Origin of the sequence: Bariatricus sp. HCP28S3_F11 (assembly GCF_052065395.1) — a bacterium.
GTDB lineage: Bacteria > Bacillota > Clostridia > Lachnospirales > Lachnospiraceae > Allocoprococcus.
The window spans coordinates 1-19107 of sequence record NZ_JBQHUC010000034.1 but is presented as its reverse complement, the minus strand read 5'-3'; the positions used below and the strand labels follow the sequence as shown (position 1 = coordinate 19107).

The window sequence follows — 19107 nt, the reverse complement described above, 5'->3', positions numbered from 1 at the left end:
GATGAAGGTAATAATCGTAGGCGGTGTAGCCGGAGGAGCTACAGCTGCAGCAAGAATACGAAGATTGGATGAACATGCAGAAATTACTGTGTTTGAAAGATCCGGATACATATCCTATGCGAATTGTGGGCTTCCATATTATATCGGAGACGTGATCACAGACCCGGAAGAACTTACACTACAGACACCAGAGAGTTTTTTTAAACGATTCCGTATTAACATGAAAATTCATCATGAAGTTATCTCCATACATCCGGAACGAAAAACGGTTTCAGTGAAAAATTTAGAGAATGGTGAGATATTTGAAGAAAACTATGATAAGCTGATCCTCTCTCCAGGTGCAAAGCCAACACAGCCGAGACTTCCCGGAGTAGGTATGGATAAACTTTTTACACTTCGTACTGTAGAAGACACTTTTCGGATAAAGGAATATATAAATAAGAATCATCCAAAATCGGCTGTATTGGCAGGTGGCGGTTTTATTGGTCTGGAACTGGCAGAAAATTTGAGGGAGCTTGGCATGGATGTTACAATTGTCCAGCGGCCTAAGCAGCTGATGAACCCATTTGACCCGGATATGGCATCCATGATCCATAATGAAATGAGAAAGCATGGGATAAAACTGGTACTGGGCTATACAGTAGAAGGATTTAAAGAAAAGGACAATGGAGTAGAGGTTCTATTAAAAGATAATCCATCCCTTCAGGCTGATATGGTGGTGCTGGCAATCGGAGTTACACCAGACACAGCATTAGCAAAAGAAGCTGGTCTGGAACTTGGCATCAAGGGAAGTATCGTAGTGAATGACAGAATGGAAACTTCTGTACCGGATATTTATGCAGCAGGTGATGCAGTTCAGGTAAAACATTATGTTACGGGTGATGATGCGCTGATCTCTTTGGCCGGACCAGCCAACAAGCAGGGCAGGATCATCGCTGATAATATTTGTGGTGGTGACAGCCGTTACCTGGGCAGTCAGGGAAGCTCCGTTATCAAAGTATTTGATATGACAGCAGCCACTACAGGTATCAATGAAACCAATGCCAAAAAGTCAGGATTAGATGTAGATACAGTAATTCTTTCTCCTATGAGTCATGCCGGTTACTATCCTGGTGGAAAAGTGATGACCATGAAGGTGGTTTTTGAAAAAGAGACTTATCGTTTGCTTGGTGCTCAGATTATTGGATATGAAGGAGTTGATAAACGTATTGATGTGCTGGCAACAGCAATTCATGCAGGGCTGAAGGCAACCCAGCTGAAAGATCTGGATCTTGCATATGCACCGCCGTATTCCTCTGCCAAGGATCCTGTAAATATGGCAGGATTCATGATAGACAATATAGCAAAAGGTACCTTAAAACAATGGCATCTGGAAGATATGGATAAGATTTCTAAAGATAAAAGTGTTGTATTGCTGGATGTGAGAACTGTAGGTGAGTTTAACAGGGGGCATATGGATGGATTCAGAAATATTCCTGTAGATGAACTAAGGGAACGTATCAATGAAATTGAGAAGGGAAAGCCTGTTTACTTGATATGCCAAAGTGGTCTGCGCAGCTACATTGCCAGCCGTATTCTGGAAGGAAACGGTTATGAAACATACAACTTCTCCGGTGGATTCCGCTTCTATGATGCAGTGGTTAATGACCGTGCGTTGATTGAAAGGGCATATGCATGTGGTATGGATTATTAAAAAATAATCACAATAATTTTATAATTTACTTGTAGCGTAAAAAGATCCCCCATTTATTAGAATGACTTTCACAATTCTGATAAATGGAGGATTCTTTAGATGTCATAGAAAAACAGTTTTATGATCTTTGTAGTGTTTCCAGTCTTTTCGAATCAAGGATGGTGATTTTGCCGCGTGAGAGTTTGACGAGACCATCGCCCTGAAAGTATCGAAGCATTCGAGTGATCACTTCCCTGTGGGAACCAAGATGGTTTGCGATAGTTTCGTGAGTGATTTTCAGTTCATTTGTTCCTTCGATAGAGGTCTCTTCTAAAAGAAATGAAGCAACACGCTTATCCAAACTCTTCCACATGATCTGTTCAATCAGCCACATGACATCAGAAAAACGGCTAGCCATTAATTCATTGGTATAGTTTGCGACGGGAGCCGATTCCTTCATGATGTCCTTATAGATTTCAGCAGGGATGATCCAAAGATCAGTATCTTTTTCTGCTTCAATGGTTACTTCAAATTGAATGGACTGCATGATACATGAGGCGGATAAAAGACACATATCCATATCGAACAGGCGGTAAAGTGTAATTTCTCGTCCTTCATCTGAAAGTATGTAAGTTCGAAGCTGCCCGGATTTAACCAGTAATAATCCAGTACAATCCAGGTTTCCGTTGTGAATGATCGTTCCTTTTTTTACATCCCGTGTAATCAAATTGTCTGAAATTACTTTTTTCTGTGCTGTATTTAAGTCATTCCATAGTGGAAAATAATTTTCGAAGCTCATAACAGTTATCTCCTTTACGAACATAGTATACTTACTTTTTTTAGATGCGTCAATTATATAATTGACATATGCCATAAATAAAAATATACTGACTATAGTACATGACTGTTGTGAATATGAGGGAGGGATAAATAATGCAGGGAGATGTCAGTTTTACATTTTTGGACCGAATTGAAGAAGTAGAACTGAATATTGTAGATAGACGATGGCAGTCTGCACTGGCATTGGCATTGACTTTGCCAGATATTTGCGGAGGTATTGCTTTCCCGGAAATTGTTAAACATTATCGAGATGGCCGGGTTATGCTGGATCGGCAAAAGAATCCGACCCGTGATGTGGGAACCCAGTATATTCGCTGGTTTGATGAATATGCAGGGGACTACTTTAAACTATCTCAATCCGATGAAAAGCCATATATTTGCGGAGAACGCTGTTGGCAGCTTCGATGTGAATATCTTCATCAAAATAAAGGATTTTTGAATGATGAAAATAATATACGCTTTCATCTTGGACTAAACTGTGGAATGTCAGTTTGTCAGTTGGAAAGTATGAACATACAGGAGAACGGAAACGATATTCGTATAGACATAGAACAGTTTTGTCTGAGGATGTGCAAGGCAGCAAAGAGTTATTATGATAAAGTTCATTTGGAAAAAGACTTTAGTCTCTATAATACACCAGTTTTGGATTTTATTCAGGTAACACAAAAAAAGAAAGCTGCTTCTATTATTGCACTGGTCTGTGGCAGTGAACGTTATGCAAAAGGATTAAAAGAAACATTGCAATTTATTTCAGATCAGATCATGCTGTTTTACACACCGGAAAGTGCTAAAACAAGATTAGGCAGACATAAGCCGGATCTTTGGATTGTTACCGAAGATATGACGAGCCAACCGAATCAGCCATGGCGTGCGGACAGGACAACACCTGTAATTTTAATCACAGGCAATCCTGATGCTGTTGAAATTAAAAAGAATTCAGGAAAACTAACTGTTCTTTCTATGCCATTATCAATAGTTGATTTGCGGAAAACCGTCGAAATATATGTGTCGTGAGGAGAAGTTTATGCTGTACATAATACTATTATTTGTATTTGTAGTTGTAGTTGTATATTTGATGATGCTTATGCGGAGACAGAAAGAAAAGATGAGCGAAATTAAAATACAAATAGATCAACTGCAAGCACAACATGATCGATTGCAGAAAGAAAGGGATCAGTTACAAGAACGGATGAATCATCTGGAAGAGCAACGAGAACACTTGCAAATGCAAACAGACCAGGCATTTCGGAGTGCTGATGAAATCGAGAAAATTTACGATGAGATATGGAATCATGCTAATACCATTCACCTTTACTCTTCGTTAGCTGAAGAAGAAAGCAAATCTATAACAATGAAAGAAAAACAAAAAGAAATTATTCGAACAACTGAGGAAATTCTAAACATCATATATAAATATAAAGGTAATGTATAATAAAAATATGTCATTGTAATGATTAGCGTTCAAGGTAAATTCTTATGTAATAATATCACAGAAGGATTTACCTTTTTCAGGTACAATAGAGATACAAAATTTGAAAGGGGAACAAAGCATTGGCAAAAAGAATGGCAAGTGTCGATAAAAAAAGATGTGTTGCCTGCGGAGTATGTGAAAATACTTGTCCGCTGGCAGCTGTCAAAGTTTACCATGGATGTTATGCTGTGGTAGAAGAAACAGTGTGTGTAGGATGTGGAAAATGTGCAAAGTCCTGTCCGGCAGGTTGTATTGAAATGAAAGAGAGGACAGCGATGTGAAGAAAAAGAAACATTGGTATGATTATTTATGGATATGGGCGATCCTTTATTTTGCTCTCGGTTTTTTTAATATTTTGTTTGCTTGGTTTGGGATGATTGATTTCCTGTTGCCGTTAGGAATAGCGATATTCGGTGAAAATAAATTTTTCTGTAATCATTTGTGTGGACGTGGCCAGCTTTTTAGTAAGCTCGGTGGGGATTTAAAATGCTCAAGAAATAAACCAACCCCGCGATGGATGAGTTCAAAATGGTTCCGATACGGCTTTTTGATATTTTTCCTTACAATGTTTGGGAATATGGTATTTCAGACATATTTAGTTGGTGCCGGATCATCATCCTTGCGTGAAGCCATCAAATTATTCTGGACCTTCCGTGTTCCGTGGGGATGGACATACACTGCCGGAACAGTAGCTGATTGGGTGGCACAGTTTAGTTTTGGATTTTATAGTTTGATGCTTACATCTTTGTTGTTAGGGTTGATCGTAATGGTGTTATATAAGCCACGAACCTGGTGTACATTTTGTCCAATGGGAACAATGACGCAGGGTATCTGTAAATTAAAAAATAATGAAAAGAAGTAATACTATAAGGTGATTCATAAAAGGCATATGTCAAAAACATTATTGACATATGCCTTTTATAGGGCTATTATATAAGAAAAGCGAGAAAGGAGCAGTTTATGCCGAGACCAGTAAAATGCAGAAAAGTCTGTCATTTCCCCAATGTTTTAGAATTTCTTCCGGCAGATGATACTGAGAAAAAAACACCCATTGTTCTAACGGTAGATGAGTACGAGACAATCCGTCTTTTGGACAAGAAAGGTTACAGTCAGGAGCAGTGTGCAGCATCTATGCAAGTCGCAAGAACAACGGTCCAGCGAATTTACGAGATCGCCAGGAAAAAGATTGCAGATGCACTTATCGACGGGCATCCACTCAAAATTGAGGGCGGAGATTTCAGAATCTGTGACGGTCAGAGCGGCAACTGCAGCTTTGGAGGATGTTACAAACAGGAAATTTACAAAAAATATGCAGCAGAAAAAGGAGAAGGTATCATGAGAATAGCAGTAACATATGAAAATGGACAGATTTTCCAGCACTTTGGACACACAGAGACATTTAAGATTTACGATGTAGAGGAAGGAAAAGTAGTACATTCAGAAGTAGTAGATACGAATGGAAGTGGACATGGCGCATTGGCAGGAGTTCTTAATGCATTGAATGCAGACGTTTTGATTTGTGGCGGAATTGGAGGCGGCGCACAGACAGCGTTAGCGGCAGCAGGCATCAAGCTTTTCGGAGGAGTTTCCGGAGATGCGGATGAAGCAGTAGAAGCTTTTATCAATGAAACACTTGAGTATAATCCGGATGTGAAATGTTCTCATCACGAGCACAACAACGGGGAAGGACATACATGTGGCGAGCATGGATGTGGAAGCCACAGTTGTCATTAAGAAGTGAGATTGCCATCGGATCATAAGATGAAAAAATAAAAGGTATTGATCTATAAAGAGGGAAGGGAACCCGCATCATCAAATTTGCTTGTGATGTCGGGTTCTCTTTTTATTTGCATAATGATATACTTTTATTGTGGTTAGAAAAATAAAGCATGTACAAAACTCATAGGAGAAAGATGTATACTTATGACAACATTTGGTGATAAAATTAGGAAGTTGCGAAAAGAGAAAAAAATGACTCAACAAAAGCTGGGTGATATGGTGGGCGTTTCTCATAGAACAATTCGATCTTGGGAAGTTGAAGGACGATATCCGAAGCAGAGTAGTTTATATCAAAAACTGGCAGATGCATTTCAGTGTCAGGTTTCTTATCTTATGAATGATAATGAAACCGTGTGCTTGGGTAATGATGAGCCAAGTGAATATGCTGGTGCTAAACAGGCAAGGCAGATTCTTGAACAGGTAGCTGCTTTATTTGCCAGTGGAACTATGACCAATGAGGACAAAACTATTTTCATGGATGAGATGACGAGACTTTATCTGGCATCAAAAAAGAACAGAAGAAAATGGTAAGAAGAAATGAACTGTTTTGTTTTCTTGCTTGATAGAAAAGAAGAATAGAACGTATAATAGTGTTAATGATCCAGAGAAGATTGCTCTGGAAATAGAATTATTCGTACCAGTGGTGCGAGTATAGAGTAGGAGTGAAAGAATGGTAGAAGATACTATGTTTTCCGGGGAATCGAAAAATATTGAGTACAAGGTATCCTTACCTGATAAAAGTGAAAAGTACATGAAGACAATCGTAGCTTTTGCCAATACACAAGGTGGCAAGCTGATTGTTGGAGTAGATGATAAAACACACCAGATTGTTGGTGTGGAAAATGATGTGTTGTTTCAGCTGATGGATGGAATTGCCAATGCAGTTTCTGATTCCTGTGTGCCACAGATCATTCCTGATATTGAGCCACAGACAGTAGACGGGAAAACGGTCATTGTTGTATCAGTAGAAGCTGGAAAGAACAGACCGTATTATCTAAAATCAAAGGGAAAAGATAATGGCACTTATATCCGTGTAGCAGGTACATCAAGACAGGCATTTCCGGAGAAGATAAAAGAACTGGAAATGGAAGGGGCCAGAATCTCATGGGATGAGCTTACTTGTGTGGGTTATCCTGTTTCAGAGGAAGCAACAGAGAAACTTTGTCAGGATATTGAAAAGTTCCGGAAGAAAGCAGGAATGTCAGAACATTCTGTAAAGAAAGAGCAGCTGATAAACTGGAAAATTTTGAAGCAGAGCGAGGGACAGCTTCTGGCAACGAATGCCTATGCGTTGCTGACATCGGATTATTTTTCATTCTCCAAAACACAATGTGCGGTATTCAAGGGAACAGATCGTGCAATGTTTCTGGATAAGAGAGAATTTACAGGACCAATCTATACACAAATCGAAGAAGCAGTAGATTTTGTATTGAGAAATATTCGGCTTGGAGCAACAATTGACGGATTGGTGCGAAAAGAGAAATATGAGTTACCACCGGAAGCAATCAGGGAAATGATTATTAATGCCCATTGTCACCGTAACCTATTAGATGAATCCTGTATTCAGGTCGCAGTTTATGATGACAGATTGGAGGTGACATCTCCGGGTGGATTATATAACGGATTAACTTATGAGGAAGTCATGAATGGTCATTCGAAGATCAGGAATAAAGGCATTGCCAATATATTCAGTCAGATGGGACTTGTAGAGGCATGGGGAAGCGGAATAAAAAGAATCCTTAATGCTGCAGAAGAGTATGGACTTCCAAAGCCGAGATTTCAGGAATTTGATAATATGTTTCGGGTAGAGTTGTTCCGAGTCAATCCAATAACTGACCAAGCTAACCAAGCTACTAACCAAGCTAACCAAGATTTAGAGAGATTAGACCAAGTGGAAGATGAAAATGTACTGAGTGAGAAAGAAATAGAAATTCTGAATCTTGTACGTATGCAACCTTCAATCACGCAGAAAGAAATGGCTAATGCGTTAGATTGGAATCTTGCTAGTGTGAAGTATTATATAACCAAATTGAAGGAAAAGAATTATCTGAAGAGGCAGGGAAGTAGCCAAAAAGGGAAATGGGTGATATTAACAAAACGAGATTGACACTTGTATCAATTCGTGTTAAACTATGAAATGTAAGGAGGAGAGAAAGATGCCTAGAAAACCATCATTAGACGGCAAAGATTCTAGTCTGAGAATTAGGATGTCACCAGAGCAAAAAGAAAAGCTAGTATCTTATGCAGAGAGACATTATCAGACTATGAGTAATGTAATATTCCAGGCGTTGGACATTCTTTACGCAAGAGAAGAACAACAAAATAATAAAGAGTAAAATGGAGTTATTTTGGAGTTTATTTCTTCATAAGCGGTGCGAAAAACACAAAAACAGAACGCACGTTCGAAATATAAACCTCTAATAACAGCCTTTGCGTGTCATGAAACGCAGTCCGCAAAGGAGTTTGAATAGGATTTTGCAAAAATAGACCCGGTATTTATGCGGGTTCCAAGCAAATTCCGTTATTTTTTGGCAACGGATTGGCAACATTCCTGCAATATCCGTTGAATAAAATATTATTTCTATAACATAAAAACCTTACTGATGAACTGTTTCCAAAATTGGAAAGAGCAGTCAGTAAGGTTTTTTTGCATTTCTTTATTGATTTTCTTTTTTCAGTGCCTTGATGAGTTCGTCAGAGAGTTCCTGAGACGGAACCTTTGCCCGAATCTTGGAGGTGTCCAGTTCCGGATAGTTATATCGCCAGTTATCGTATTCTTCCTGGCTGATCTCTCCGGATTCCAGTTTTGCAGTCATTTGCTGCCATGCATGAAAAGGTTCAAACAGATGCTGATATTCTTTGTGTTCCCGGTCAAGCCGAAGACAGAGTTCTCCGTCAATCTCTCCGATCTTGATGCCATACATATCTTCCAGTGCAAAGAGGGTGTGCATAAGACCAAGATAGGAGTCAATATTCGGAACATTGATGGCTCTGGTGCTGACATCGAAGATCTGTGCCATTTCTTTGACCAGATCAGCTTTAGGGGTTCTGGCTTCTGTCTCGTACTGCGCCACACGAACATCCGAAGTCTTTCCAAGGAATCCAAGAAGTTCGCCAAGCTCCTTCTGCTTCATGCCTTTTCTGTTTCTGAAAAATTTAATACGTTTTCCAAATGCCATAGGGATCTCTCCTTTTCCTGAAATCTTTTATCCATTTTTGAATATAAGTTCCTACCGTGGTGCAATGAATAGGAACTGGTGATTAACGATATTTGTTTAAATCAGTATAGCATATGGAAAAATAAGACGCAAGAAAAACTTAAACAAAAAAATTTAATTACTGATGTTCAAACCACTTGACTTAACGGAAAATGGTTAATATAATACGGTTAAAACCTAACTAAATAAAGTTAAGTTAAAGAAAATTTGAAAGCGAGGTTGTATAAGATGCCTTGAAAATTTGGATAAGTAGAGGGGTTTTTCCTCGAAGATGATGCGGAAGGAGGTGAATGGAATGTCTGAATTAAAGAATGGATTTCTGACTGCAGAAGAGGTAATGGATATTTTACAGGTCAAGCAGTCAAAGGCATACCAGATTATCCGCCAGCTGAATAAAGAACTCAGTGGAATGGGACTGATTACAGTGCCGGGGCGTGTGGATGCCAATTATTTCAAGAAAAAATTATTTTATGAAGAAAAATAGGAGGTACTTAAGATGGCTGTATATCAGGAGAAAGACAAAGGTACATGGAGAGTGGTGTTCCGGTACACCGATTTTACCGGGGAAAGAAAGCAGACGCAGAAACGTGGCTTCAAGACCAAACGGGAAGCGACTGCATGGGAACATGAGATGATGCTCCGAAAAGGAAATAAGCTGGATATGACGTTTGAGAGCTTTTATGAGATTTATTCCGAGTATAAACGTCAGAGGGTAAAGGAAAGTACATTTGAGACGAAAAGCCACATTGTGCGGACAAAAATCCTTCCTTACTTTGGAAAACGGAAGATTAGCGAGATCACCGTGGCGGATGTGATTGCCTGGCAGAATGAGATGATGGCATACCGGGATGAAAAGGGCAAGCCCTATTCCGTGGATTATCTGAAAACGATTCAGGCACAGCTTACAGCAATTTTCAATCATGCGGTGAACTATTATAATCTGCCCAGAAATCCGGCAAGACAGGCAGGAAGTATGGGAAAAGAGGTTCCAAAGGAAATGAAATTCTGGACAAAGGAACAGTATCTGATATTTGCTGAGGCAATGATGGACAAGCCCAGATCCTATTATGCCTTTGAGATGTTGTACTGGACCGGAATTCGGGAAGGGGAGTTGCTTGCCCTTACACGATCAGATTTTGATTTTGAGAAACAGACGGTACGGATCAATAAAACGTATCACCGGATGAAAAAGCAGGATATTATTACTTCGCCAAAGACAGCAAAAAGTAATCGGATCGTTGTGATGCCGGAGTTTCTCTGTGAAGAAATGCTGGACTATTTTCAGATGTATTATTCATTGGCATCGGATCAGCGTATTTTCCCGTTTTCTAAATCTTATCTGAAACATGAAATGGAACGGGGATGCAAAGAGACAGGAGTTCCGATTATCCGAATCCACGATCTCCGCCACAGCCATGTTTCCCTGCTGATTCATATGGGATTTACTGCTCTTGCCATTGGAAACCGTGTGGGGCATGAAGCAGAAAAAATCACGTATCGGTATGCACATTTGTTTCCAACGGTACAGACGGAGATGGCGAATAAACTGGATGTGGAGCGGATGGAGAAGGAGGATGAAATCTGATGGAGAGAACGTTAGATGCAAAAGGACGATGGAGAAACCGGACAGTGGGATTCCGGGTATCCGAGGAAGAAGCAAAAATGATTGACCGCATGGTGGCGTTATCCGGGCTTAGCAAACAGGAGTACATCCTGAGAAAGTTAATGGACTGGGAAGTGACTGTGCAGGGAAATCCGAGAGTGTACAAAGCTCTGAAAAATCAGATGCAGCAGATTTACGGAGAACTGAAACGGTTGGAAGTGTGCAGTGAAGAAAATGAAGAACTGCTTCAAACAATCCAGATGGTTGCTGTGACATTGAATGGAATGAAGGAGGAACCGCAGCATGTGGGATTCCCGGAACAGCCTTAAAAAAGAAAATGCCCCTGCTGGTAACAAGGACATTTCGACACTAAACAAAACTTATGCAGGCTCTGGTAAAGCCTCATAGACAAAAATTCAATCCTTACGGGAGAAGTCTGCCTATACGCATATAGCTTTATGTGTAGTATAGCAAAGTTCTCCTGTAACGGAAAGAGGGAAAATTACGGAATTTGATTACAAAGGATACAGGAGGACGTACATGAACATTTTTCAGGAAATGAAAGAACGTGTCACCGCAAGGCAGGTGGCAGAGAGATATGGCTTAAAAGTGCGACGTAATGGGATGGTGTGCTGTCCTTTTCATAATGACAAGCATCCCAGTATGAAGATTGATCGGAATTATTACTGCTTTGCCTGTGGGGCAAAAGGAGATGCAGTCAATTATGTGGCAGTGCTGTTTGGATTATCCCAGTTTGAAGCAGCGAAGAAGATCAATGAAGATTTTTCTATGGGAATTCCAATCGGACAGCCAGAGATAAGAAGAAAACAAAATTCAGATGTCAGAAAAAAAGAGAAGGTTCCAACAAAAGAGGAACGGATTCAATTTGTTCAAAAGAAAATTGATAAATGGGCAAAGGATGCTGCGAATGTATTGCTGCGGTATCTGCGATGGATGGAATTCTGGAAGGAGTTTTACAAGCCGGAATCCACGGAAGAGGAATGGCATCCGCTATTTGCCGAAGCTTTACAGAATGAAAGTAAGATCCGTTATCTGGTGGACATGCTGATGTTTGGAACGGATGAAGAGATTCTGGATTTTTCCGGAACGGAAGGGAGGAGGTGAAGCGGTATGAACAGAGAATTGCAGAATATGAGCGAGGAGTCCTTGCAGAACTTAGAGGAGATTGTGGAAACGGAACTTCTGACCGTGGAGGATATCCGGGAACGGCTGGATACCACGGAAAAAGGGAAAATCCGTCAGTCCATTCAGAACTGCAAATATGCGTTGGAGCATGACCCTTGTCTGAAAGGAGCCATCTGCAGAAATGAAATGACGTGTCAGATTGACATTAGGAAGAAAATGCCCTGGAAAAGGCGAGGTGTCCATATGACCGATACCGATATGAACAATCTGGCTTTATATCTGGAAAAGAATTATGGACTGACCAGCGACCGTGTAATTGCAAAAGCGATAGATATCGTGGCGAATGAAAACAGTTTTCATCCGATACTTCAATATCTGGAAAACCTGAAATGGGATGGGATACCAAGAATCCAGCATATGCTGACACATTTCTTTGGAGCAGAGGACATTGCTTATACCGGAGAAGTGATGAAGATGCATATGATGGGAGCTATCCGCAGACTGTATGAGCCGGGAGCCAAATATGACATCATGCTCTGTCTAGTCGGAGGTCAGGGAACCGGAAAGTCTACGTTCTTCCGTTATCTGGCAATCAAAGATGAATGGTTTACCGACGATATGAAACGAATCGATGATAAGAAGGTTTATGAATATCTGCAGGGACACTGGATCGTGGAAATGTCAGAAATGAATGCGGTGGCAAATGCCAGAAGTATCGAAGAGACGAAATCGTTCCTGAGCCGGCAGAAGGATATTTATCGCATTCCATACGAAAGGCGTGCAGAGGACAGATATCGACAGTGTATCTTTTGCGGCACTTCCAATGACTTGAATTTTCTTCCATTTGACCGTACAGGGAACCGGAGATTTGCCCCGGTCAGAGTATTTCCGGAAAAAGCGGAAACCACCATTTATGAAAATGAAGCAGAATCCAGATTATACATTATCCAGGCATGGGCAGAGGCAATGGAAATCTATCGAAGCAGAAATTATCCGCTGACTTTTTCACCGGAGATGGAGGATCACGTTAAGCTGCTTCAGAGAGAATTCATGCCGGAAGATACCCAGACAGGTATGATTCAGGCGTTCCTTGATGCATACGAAGAAGATTATGTGTGTTCGACAATTATCTATCAGCAGGTATTTCATCAGGACGGAATCGTACCCAAATGGCAATCCAAGGAAATCGGCGATTTGATGGATAATGAAATCGTTGGCTGGACGAAACATGGCAATCACAGATTTGGTGGAGCAATCGGAACTCAGAGGTCGTGGAAACGGATTCAGCCGAAAAAAGATGAGGAGGGATTCTTGAAAGTGGATGAAAACATGGAACTTCCCTTTGATTAAGTATTACTTTTAAAATGTTTTTAACCCTGTTCACAGGTTTCTGTTCACAAATATCCGGGTGGAATGTGAACAGGAAAGTGTGAACAGGAGCGAAAAAACTTTGAAAATAAAGCAGAAACAATATACAGCCCGGATACAGGCATAAATGAAAATGGCGGATCGCCAATTAGAAATAACCAGTCATCAAAAGAGATAGAATAATCCGGGTATGACAAAAAGAGCCCTCGGCGATTGAGAGCGAAATACACCCATCGCACAAGCTAAAGCTTATACTCTGTGTTTTTCGTCCTCCCGGAAGGCCTCGCAGGGGCGTTTTGCATGACTTGAGAATGCTATGGCGGTCAATTCCGATAACGATTTTATTTGGCAGCGTATCCGCCGGAAAGGAGGAAGTGTGAACAGGCGAAATCATAGTTTTGTGATGGAAAGCAAGCTGCATGATGTAAAAGGTAGAGTGGATTATATCAGCAGCTCCAAGCGGCAGGAAAATCTGTATGCTGTCTTTTCCAATGTGGAGGACAGCTACTGGGATCTGCTTGCGGAACAGAATCAGCGGGACTTTGCAAAAAGTGGAACGGAGGGAACATGTATTGAAGCCAGGGAATTGATTATCATGTTACCGCCGAGCCTGATCGAGTATGACCATGAACTGTTGCTGAAGTACATAACTTCGGTTTTCCTGGAGAAATATGATGTGGGATGCTGTGCGGCATTGCATCACAATAAGAGCAAAACCAATCTGCATATTCATTTGATCTTCTCCGAGCGGGAGATCCGGCAGGAAGTGGAACGGAAAGTTGCAAGCAGAAATATGTTTTATAATGAATCCGGAAAGCATGTGCGGACGAAAAAGGAAATCCTCGATGAGGACGGAAATTTCAGACCCGGATGTAAGATTATCAAAAAAGGGGAAGTGTATGAGACAAATTTCTTTCAGCCAAAGAAAGAGGAATTTAAGTCCAATGCATTTCTTGAAAATGTGAAGCAGGTCATGACGGATGTCATCAATGAGATTGTGAAAGATGAAAATGAGAAGCTGCAGGTATTTCAGAAAGGCGGTCCCTATCTTGCTACTAAAAAGATTGGGAAAAACAATCCCAAAGAAGCGGAGATCAGGGCGGATAATTATCTCCGACAGGAATGGAACCGAAATGTAGATCGGGCATTACTTACAGGCGCATCAGAAGTAGATGTAATGACAGCAAAGCAATCACAGATTGATGAACCGGTGGAGGAGTCACTCCGGGAACATGGGCAGGATCCGAAACTATTTACCGTTATTCTTCAGAAAGCAGTCGGATACCTGAGGGGATTTGTAGAATTTCTGCGGGAGACAAAATACTGCGATAGAGATTCGGAAGGGAATCCATTGCTTGCTCATGATGTAAGGATTGATATTACCCCAGAACCACTTCCGGCAAAAACGAAAGGAGAAAGACCTTCTTCAGAAAAACAGGAAGCAGAAGTCATGCGGTTGCATCAAATTCTGAACAAGATGAAAAAGCAGGAACAGAAGATCTATGCTATTGAAAAAGCAATCGTGAAACTGGAAAAAGATCTGAAGGAAGTGAAAAAGAAATGGTTCCACCGAAAAGAACAGAAGGAACTGGAAGGAAAGATCGATGCGAAAAAAGTTCAACTGGAAAAGGCAAAAGCTACGCTGGATCTGATTCCGGCTCAACATGGATATCAAAATGCACTGGAAGTTACAAAGGCAATGAAACTTGCAAAAGAGGAAATAAAGAAAGTTCAGATGGCTCAAAAAGCATGGGATGCACCGGAACCAGAACCGGAGAAAATGTATCTGAGGATTCCGGCGAATGTTCCGAATGTGGAGAAACGGGAAATGCAGAATAGTACCGGGAAGAAACGGAGTATTCATGAACGGTTGGAGGAGAAGAAACAGATCGTGGAGCAGCATCCGAAAAAGAGAAGGTCGCGAGACAAGTGGATGGAACGGTAATAAAATACAAAAGATGAATAGAATTGACAGTACGTAAAAAATATTTCAAATATATATTGACATATAAAATACGATGTGATAATCTGAAAGCAAGAAAAAGAACGTAAAAAATATTTCAATAAGAAAATGAAAGTTACTTTACAATCAAATGACGAGGAGGTATAATAACATGTGTAGAATAGGTGATATATATACGGCTGAATTAGATGCAGATATAGAAGGCAGTTTGCAGTCAGGAATCAGACCGGTTTTAATTATATCGAATAATAAAGCAAATGAGTTTTCGCCGGTTGTTACCATAATCCCGATTACAAGTAGATTGGGAAAGAAGAAGCTACCTACTCATGTATATATGACACAGTGTGGATTGTCTAGACCTAGTATTGCATTAGCTGAACAAATTACATCTATCAATAAATCAAAATTAATAAAAAAAGTGGGTAGTATCAAAAAGACTATTTATGAGCAACAAATTAAAAACGCTATTGGAGTGCAGTTGAATTTGAAGGAGGAAGTAAGATGATATTAGAAAATATTGCGGATGTGATTGCTGGGCAGATTATGACAAGAGTGACTGAGGATAATAATGATGGTGAACCTGTACAGGTTTTAGCACCAAAAGCTATTTCGAACGGAATTATCATAAAAGAAGATTTAGGTAAAGCGGTATTATCAAAAGATGTTGATGAAAATAAGTATACCAAGGAGGGAGATGTGGTTATAAAACTTTCAACACCTTATGATGCGGCATATGTGACATCAAAAGATATTGGTTTAGTAATACCATCATTTTGTGCAACAATAAGAATTTCAAATGATAATCTAATAGATGCTAAATATTTATCCGCATTTCTTAATACAAGTTATGTTAGAAATCAGCTTACCGCTAAAGTGGTTGGTTCATCAAGGCCGATGATTAAGATTTCCGATATCAGAGCATTGGAAATACCTGAAGTGTCTATAGAAGATATGAGAGATATAGGTGAAGCTTATATATTAAGTGGAAGAAAAAAGGAAATTTTACTGGAAATGGTTCAGACAGAAAGTATGTTAATGGAAAATATCATATTAGCTAGCATTAAGGAGGGGATGAATAATGAATAAGAAAATAGCAGATCAATTATGGCTGATTCTAAATAAAGTTAGAGGTATTATAGAAATATCAGATTTGTGTAAGTTTTTAATATGTGCTTTTTTTCTAAAATATGTTGAAATTAAATATAGGGAAGATAAATGGGGATATGCTGAGTGCGTATATGATGAAAAATTTTCTGTAGGATATCTTTCTTTAACATATGGAAAGATGATTAATAAATTTGATTTGGTAAATTATGTAACTCGACTGGAAAGGGGATTCAATATAGAAGAAAATGTGATTTCTGATGAATTAGGAAGGTTGCTTGATAAAGTAGATGAAAAATTATCTAAGTTGATTTTTGGAGAAGTTGATAAAATATGTTTTGAAAGTTCCGGGCAGATGTACGAAGTGGCATTGAAGATATTAAATAAACTGTCATCTACAAATGGAAAAACAACGGGAGCGTATTTTACTAATGTATCTATTTCTAAATTAGAGAAAAGTCTATTAGATTGTAAAGAAGATATGCTAGTGTATGATGGGTTTTGTGGTTGTGGTGTATCTGCTAATGAAGTGGCGAATCATAAAGGAATTGTATTTTTACAGGATATTAATGTAAGTATTCTTGCTATTGCATCTGTAATGACGATACTTAAGGGAAATAAAATAGGAAAAATCCGATGTGGAGATTCTCTTTTAAATCCAATAGTAGATAGAACATATGATAGGATCGTAGCTGAACCGCCTTTTATGCCAAAGTATGGAGAGGATTATTTATTATCCATTCCTCAAAACAATTGTGTTTATTCGGATATTTTGAATAGTGATAGTATAGCATTAAGGCATGTAATATCACATTTAAAAGATGATGGCATGGCAGTAGTATTGGTTCCGATGGGAACACTGTTCAAATCAGGTCGTATGGCTGAAATTAGAAAAATTCTTATCGAAAATCATATAGACACTGTAATTGAATTGCCGACAGGGGTATGGCCTAATACGTTAATTTCTACTGCACTTTTGATACTTAAGAAACATAAAGATACGAAATCTATTTATATGATAAATGCGAAGGAATATTTTGAAAAAGTTGATAAATCTCAAAACATAATAAACGATGAGAATATTATAAAGATCGTTGAACTATTTCATACAAAAGAAGATAAAGAAGCAATTTCCTATAATGCTCCTGTTGAAGAAATTGCCGCTAATGGGTTTAATTTATGTACAACACAATATGTGACTCGAAATATTGAGGATACAATTATCATTGAAGATAATAAGAAGTATTTAAAAAAATATGATGATTTAGTGAAGCGGCTTACAGATATAGATAAGCAATTAGAAGTAATACGTAGTAAATTTGTCAATTAAGAGGAATTTAAGGAATGATAGACCAGAGAATAAAACAACTTAGAATAGTATTTAATAAGTGGAAAAATGAATCAAGGGAAGAACATATTAGATTTCATGTTATATTAAATAAATTTCTTCCGCTAATGGGTTATGATACAGAAAATTGTAAATTAGAAGAAAAGATTAGTAAAGGATTTTGTGATATTATTGTTCCGATTAAGGATAAAATAACATTATTAATAGAAGTGAAAAATGGTGAACATAGATTAACAAACAATGACATTGCCCAAGTTAAAAATTATGCTTCTGGAAGAGGACAGGAATATGCTTTGTTGACAAATGGACAAGAGTATGTTTTGTTGGATTTTAAATTAGATATCGGACCAGTAAATACCGGAGACGTTTTGAAATCTAATGTTGTATTTTGGTTTAATATTTTCAAAAATAAAGGAAAAAATTTAACTGAGTTACAATATTTTGAATACTTAAGTTTAGAAAATTTGTTTTTGAGAGGAACAACAAAATTTTTTTCTGATATAGCACAATACAAAATATGGAAATTTGAGGAGGGGTTGTCTGAAAGGTCATGGAGTGCGTATCAATCGACCCTGTACAATTATTATGATTTTATTGCCAAGAAATATAATAAGTATCAAGGTGTATTTGAAAGGATGGCAGAAGATGATTTTGAAGAGTTTATACGTACTCGGAAAAGAAATGGAGTGCAATCATCAATAAAAACAGTTGGAAACAATCATACGCATATTTTTGATATGCTTTATTTGATGAAAAAGAGAGGGAAAATTCAACATTTTAATTTCGAGGAAAATAGAAATAAAAGTTTAGAAAGCTTTTTAGAGACTGAGAATAAAAAAATTCCGAGGCGATTAAGAGATATAGATATTTCGAAGGCAATTGATATGTATAGTTGTAAAAGAAATTCAACACGGAATATAGTTATTTTTTTGATGTGTGTAACACTTGGATTGGAACGATCTGAAGTATTAAATGTGAAATGGGAACATTTCGATAACTCATTTAAGTATATTAATGTTCATGGTAGAAAAATAGAATTACACAATATGTTAAAGCAATATCTTGAACTTTTTCAAAAAGAGCAAGGCAGAAAGAAAGGATATTTGTTTGTTGCGTTATACAATGGAAAGTATAAACAAATAAATGAATCAACGGTTAATGACGCTTTAAATGAATTTGGAAACATGGAAGATTTGGAAACTGGTTATTCGCCGAAATATCTAAAAGGTTGCTTAATTGTTAGCATGTTCTATGATGGATATTCATTAGAGGATATAATATACCTTACTAATACTGATATGAAAAATTTATCAAATTATATTACTAAAGATATGATTGTTGAAAGAAAGAAAAAAAATATGGATTGGGAAAAACTATATAATGGCATATTGTGTAAATGAAAGGGAGGAAGAGATAGTGCCTACAGTAGATGAATTGATTGAGAATGGCTATATAGTAAAAAAAGCGTGTATTAAAGATGGATATGGAGCTTCCTGTATACTTTAAAGAGTAAAGGGAATTGACCAAAAAGAATACCTCAAGTAAATTTAGATTATTACTGACCGGGCAGTTAGTAAAATCTAAAAACACAAGAG

General features: G+C 38.5%; 21 protein-coding genes. 19 read left to right on the top strand and 2 right to left on the bottom strand.

Annotated features, from left to right (window positions below):
* The first annotated feature begins 1 nt into the window (after position 1).
* Positions 2–1693, top strand: coding sequence for an FAD-dependent oxidoreductase (locus ACTNBR_RS13390; RefSeq protein ID WP_073106970.1), 1692 nt, complete (start codon positions 2–4; stop codon positions 1691–1693).
* A 118-nt stretch (positions 1694–1811) separates the two neighbouring features.
* Here ACTNBR_RS13390 and ACTNBR_RS13385 read toward each other — a convergent pair whose 3' ends face one another.
* Complete coding sequence (locus ACTNBR_RS13385) at positions 1812–2495, bottom strand: Crp/Fnr family transcriptional regulator (protein ID WP_044924472.1); 684 nt, start codon at positions 2493–2495, stop codon at positions 1812–1814.
* A gap of 110 nt (positions 2496–2605) precedes the next feature.
* On the opposite strand from ACTNBR_RS13385, the gene ACTNBR_RS13380 reads away from it, so the two are divergent.
* From ACTNBR_RS13380 to ACTNBR_RS13345, 8 genes are all read left to right on the top strand, one after another.
* The gene (locus ACTNBR_RS13380; protein ID WP_028086467.1) at positions 2606–3526 is read left to right on the top strand and encodes a hypothetical protein; all 921 of its coding nucleotides are present in this window, start codon (positions 2606–2608) and stop codon (positions 3524–3526) included.
* Positions 3527–3536: 10 nt separating this feature from the next.
* Positions 3537–3944 carry a hypothetical protein gene (locus ACTNBR_RS13375; RefSeq protein WP_227163014.1) on the top strand — a complete coding sequence of 136 codons (408 nt, stop codon included), beginning with the start codon at positions 3537–3539 and terminating at the stop codon, positions 3942–3944.
* Between the two features lie 119 nt (positions 3945–4063).
* Positions 4064–4264: a 4Fe-4S binding protein gene (locus ACTNBR_RS13370; RefSeq protein ID WP_222891075.1), complete on the top strand. Its 201-nt coding sequence runs from the start codon at positions 4064–4066 to the stop codon at positions 4262–4264.
* Positions 4261–4845 (top strand): 4Fe-4S binding protein, encoded by a 585-nt coding sequence (locus ACTNBR_RS13365; protein WP_055195153.1) that lies wholly within the window; start codon positions 4261–4263, stop codon positions 4843–4845. The genes ACTNBR_RS13370 and ACTNBR_RS13365 overlap by 4 nt, the downstream gene beginning before the upstream one ends.
* Before the next feature lie 98 nt (positions 4846–4943).
* Positions 4944–5717: a NifB/NifX family molybdenum-iron cluster-binding protein gene (locus tag ACTNBR_RS13360; protein WP_055195155.1), complete on the top strand. Its 774-nt coding sequence runs from the start codon at positions 4944–4946 to the stop codon at positions 5715–5717.
* Positions 5718–5906: 189 nt separating this feature from the next.
* The gene (locus ACTNBR_RS13355; RefSeq protein ID WP_044924454.1) at positions 5907–6293 is read left to right on the top strand and encodes a helix-turn-helix domain-containing protein; all 387 of its coding nucleotides are present in this window, start codon (positions 5907–5909) and stop codon (positions 6291–6293) included.
* A 139-nt stretch (positions 6294–6432) separates the two neighbouring features.
* Complete coding sequence (locus ACTNBR_RS13350) at positions 6433–7869, top strand: AlbA family DNA-binding domain-containing protein (RefSeq protein ID WP_073106959.1); 1437 nt, start codon at positions 6433–6435, stop codon at positions 7867–7869.
* A gap of 49 nt (positions 7870–7918) precedes the next feature.
* Complete coding sequence (locus ACTNBR_RS13345; RefSeq protein WP_008705291.1) at positions 7919–8098, top strand: hypothetical protein; 180 nt, start codon at positions 7919–7921, stop codon at positions 8096–8098.
* Between the two features lie 321 nt (positions 8099–8419).
* Here ACTNBR_RS13345 and ACTNBR_RS13340 read toward each other — a convergent pair whose 3' ends face one another.
* Positions 8420–8941, bottom strand: coding sequence for a helix-turn-helix domain-containing protein (locus tag ACTNBR_RS13340; protein ID WP_441018693.1), 522 nt, complete (start codon positions 8939–8941; stop codon positions 8420–8422).
* Between the two features lie 334 nt (positions 8942–9275).
* On the opposite strand from ACTNBR_RS13340, the gene ACTNBR_RS13335 reads away from it, so the two are divergent.
* From ACTNBR_RS13335 to ACTNBR_RS13290, 10 genes are all read left to right on the top strand, one after another.
* Complete coding sequence (locus ACTNBR_RS13335) at positions 9276–9464, top strand: hypothetical protein (protein ID WP_087175032.1); 189 nt, start codon at positions 9276–9278, stop codon at positions 9462–9464.
* A 12-nt stretch (positions 9465–9476) separates the two neighbouring features.
* Complete coding sequence (locus ACTNBR_RS13330) at positions 9477–10565, top strand: tyrosine-type recombinase/integrase (protein WP_441018691.1); 1089 nt, start codon at positions 9477–9479, stop codon at positions 10563–10565.
* Positions 10565–10912: a plasmid mobilization protein gene (locus ACTNBR_RS13325; protein WP_441018689.1), complete on the top strand. Its 348-nt coding sequence runs from the start codon at positions 10565–10567 to the stop codon at positions 10910–10912. Before ACTNBR_RS13330 ends, ACTNBR_RS13325 begins: the two co-directional genes overlap by 1 nt.
* A 211-nt stretch (positions 10913–11123) precedes the next feature.
* Positions 11124–11708: a CHC2 zinc finger domain-containing protein gene (locus ACTNBR_RS13320; RefSeq protein ID WP_441018687.1), complete on the top strand. Its 585-nt coding sequence runs from the start codon at positions 11124–11126 to the stop codon at positions 11706–11708.
* A gap of 27 nt (positions 11709–11735) precedes the next feature.
* The gene (locus tag ACTNBR_RS13315; RefSeq protein ID WP_441018699.1) at positions 11736–13079 is read left to right on the top strand and encodes a VapE domain-containing protein; all 1344 of its coding nucleotides are present in this window, start codon (positions 11736–11738) and stop codon (positions 13077–13079) included.
* Positions 13080–13473: 394 nt separating this feature from the next.
* Positions 13474–15042 carry a MobA/MobL family protein gene (locus ACTNBR_RS13310; RefSeq protein ID WP_441018685.1) on the top strand — a complete coding sequence of 523 codons (1569 nt, stop codon included), beginning with the start codon at positions 13474–13476 and terminating at the stop codon, positions 15040–15042.
* Positions 15043–15211: 169 nt separating this feature from the next.
* Positions 15212–15565, top strand: a complete 354-nt coding sequence (locus ACTNBR_RS13305) for a type II toxin-antitoxin system PemK/MazF family toxin (RefSeq protein WP_441018683.1) — start codon at positions 15212–15214, stop codon at positions 15563–15565.
* Positions 15562–16146 carry a hypothetical protein gene (locus ACTNBR_RS13300; protein ID WP_441018681.1) on the top strand — a complete coding sequence of 195 codons (585 nt, stop codon included), beginning with the start codon at positions 15562–15564 and terminating at the stop codon, positions 16144–16146. The genes ACTNBR_RS13305 and ACTNBR_RS13300 overlap by 4 nt, the downstream gene beginning before the upstream one ends.
* Complete coding sequence (locus ACTNBR_RS13295; protein ID WP_441018679.1) at positions 16139–17494, top strand: N-6 DNA methylase; 1356 nt, start codon at positions 16139–16141, stop codon at positions 17492–17494. Before ACTNBR_RS13300 ends, ACTNBR_RS13295 begins: the two co-directional genes overlap by 8 nt.
* Positions 17495–17508: 14 nt before the next feature.
* Positions 17509–18912 (top strand): type I restriction enzyme HsdR N-terminal domain-containing protein, encoded by a 1404-nt coding sequence (locus tag ACTNBR_RS13290; RefSeq protein ID WP_441018677.1) that lies wholly within the window; start codon positions 17509–17511, stop codon positions 18910–18912.
* Positions 18913–19107: the final 195 nt, after the last annotated feature.

What these genes read in the sequence shown, in the direction of transcription:
- ACTNBR_RS13390 (WP_073106970.1), top strand. Translation starts at nt 2, where the DNA reads ATGAAGGTAATAATCGTAGGCGGTGTAGCCGGAGGAGCTACAGCTGCA.
- ACTNBR_RS13300 (WP_441018681.1), top strand. Translation starts at nt 15,562, where the DNA reads ATGATATTAGAAAATATTGCGGATGTGATTGCTGGGCAGATTATGACA.
- ACTNBR_RS13320 (WP_441018687.1), top strand. Translation starts at nt 11,124, where the DNA reads ATGAACATTTTTCAGGAAATGAAAGAACGTGTCACCGCAAGGCAGGTG.
- ACTNBR_RS13295 (WP_441018679.1), top strand. Translation starts at nt 16,139, where the DNA reads ATGAATAAGAAAATAGCAGATCAATTATGGCTGATTCTAAATAAAGTT.
- ACTNBR_RS13340 (WP_441018693.1), bottom strand. Translation starts at nt 8,941, where the DNA reads ATGGCATTTGGAAAACGTATTAAATTTTTCAGAAACAGAAAAGGCATG.
- ACTNBR_RS13355 (WP_044924454.1), top strand. Translation starts at nt 5,907, where the DNA reads ATGACAACATTTGGTGATAAAATTAGGAAGTTGCGAAAAGAGAAAAAA.
- ACTNBR_RS13315 (WP_441018699.1), top strand. Translation starts at nt 11,736, where the DNA reads ATGAGCGAGGAGTCCTTGCAGAACTTAGAGGAGATTGTGGAAACGGAA.
- ACTNBR_RS13330 (WP_441018691.1), top strand. Translation starts at nt 9,477, where the DNA reads ATGGCTGTATATCAGGAGAAAGACAAAGGTACATGGAGAGTGGTGTTC.
- ACTNBR_RS13325 (WP_441018689.1), top strand. Translation starts at nt 10,565, where the DNA reads ATGGAGAGAACGTTAGATGCAAAAGGACGATGGAGAAACCGGACAGTG.
- ACTNBR_RS13350 (WP_073106959.1), top strand. Translation starts at nt 6,433, where the DNA reads ATGGTAGAAGATACTATGTTTTCCGGGGAATCGAAAAATATTGAGTAC.
- ACTNBR_RS13380 (WP_028086467.1), top strand. Translation starts at nt 2,606, where the DNA reads ATGCAGGGAGATGTCAGTTTTACATTTTTGGACCGAATTGAAGAAGTA.
- ACTNBR_RS13375 (WP_227163014.1), top strand. Translation starts at nt 3,537, where the DNA reads ATGCTGTACATAATACTATTATTTGTATTTGTAGTTGTAGTTGTATAT.
- ACTNBR_RS13385 (WP_044924472.1), bottom strand. Translation starts at nt 2,495, where the DNA reads ATGTTCGTAAAGGAGATAACTGTTATGAGCTTCGAAAATTATTTTCCA.
- ACTNBR_RS13360 (WP_055195155.1), top strand. Translation starts at nt 4,944, where the DNA reads ATGCCGAGACCAGTAAAATGCAGAAAAGTCTGTCATTTCCCCAATGTT.
- ACTNBR_RS13290 (WP_441018677.1), top strand. Translation starts at nt 17,509, where the DNA reads ATGATAGACCAGAGAATAAAACAACTTAGAATAGTATTTAATAAGTGG.
- ACTNBR_RS13305 (WP_441018683.1), top strand. Translation starts at nt 15,212, where the DNA reads ATGTGTAGAATAGGTGATATATATACGGCTGAATTAGATGCAGATATA.
- ACTNBR_RS13335 (WP_087175032.1), top strand. Translation starts at nt 9,276, where the DNA reads ATGTCTGAATTAAAGAATGGATTTCTGACTGCAGAAGAGGTAATGGAT.
- ACTNBR_RS13345 (WP_008705291.1), top strand. Translation starts at nt 7,919, where the DNA reads ATGCCTAGAAAACCATCATTAGACGGCAAAGATTCTAGTCTGAGAATT.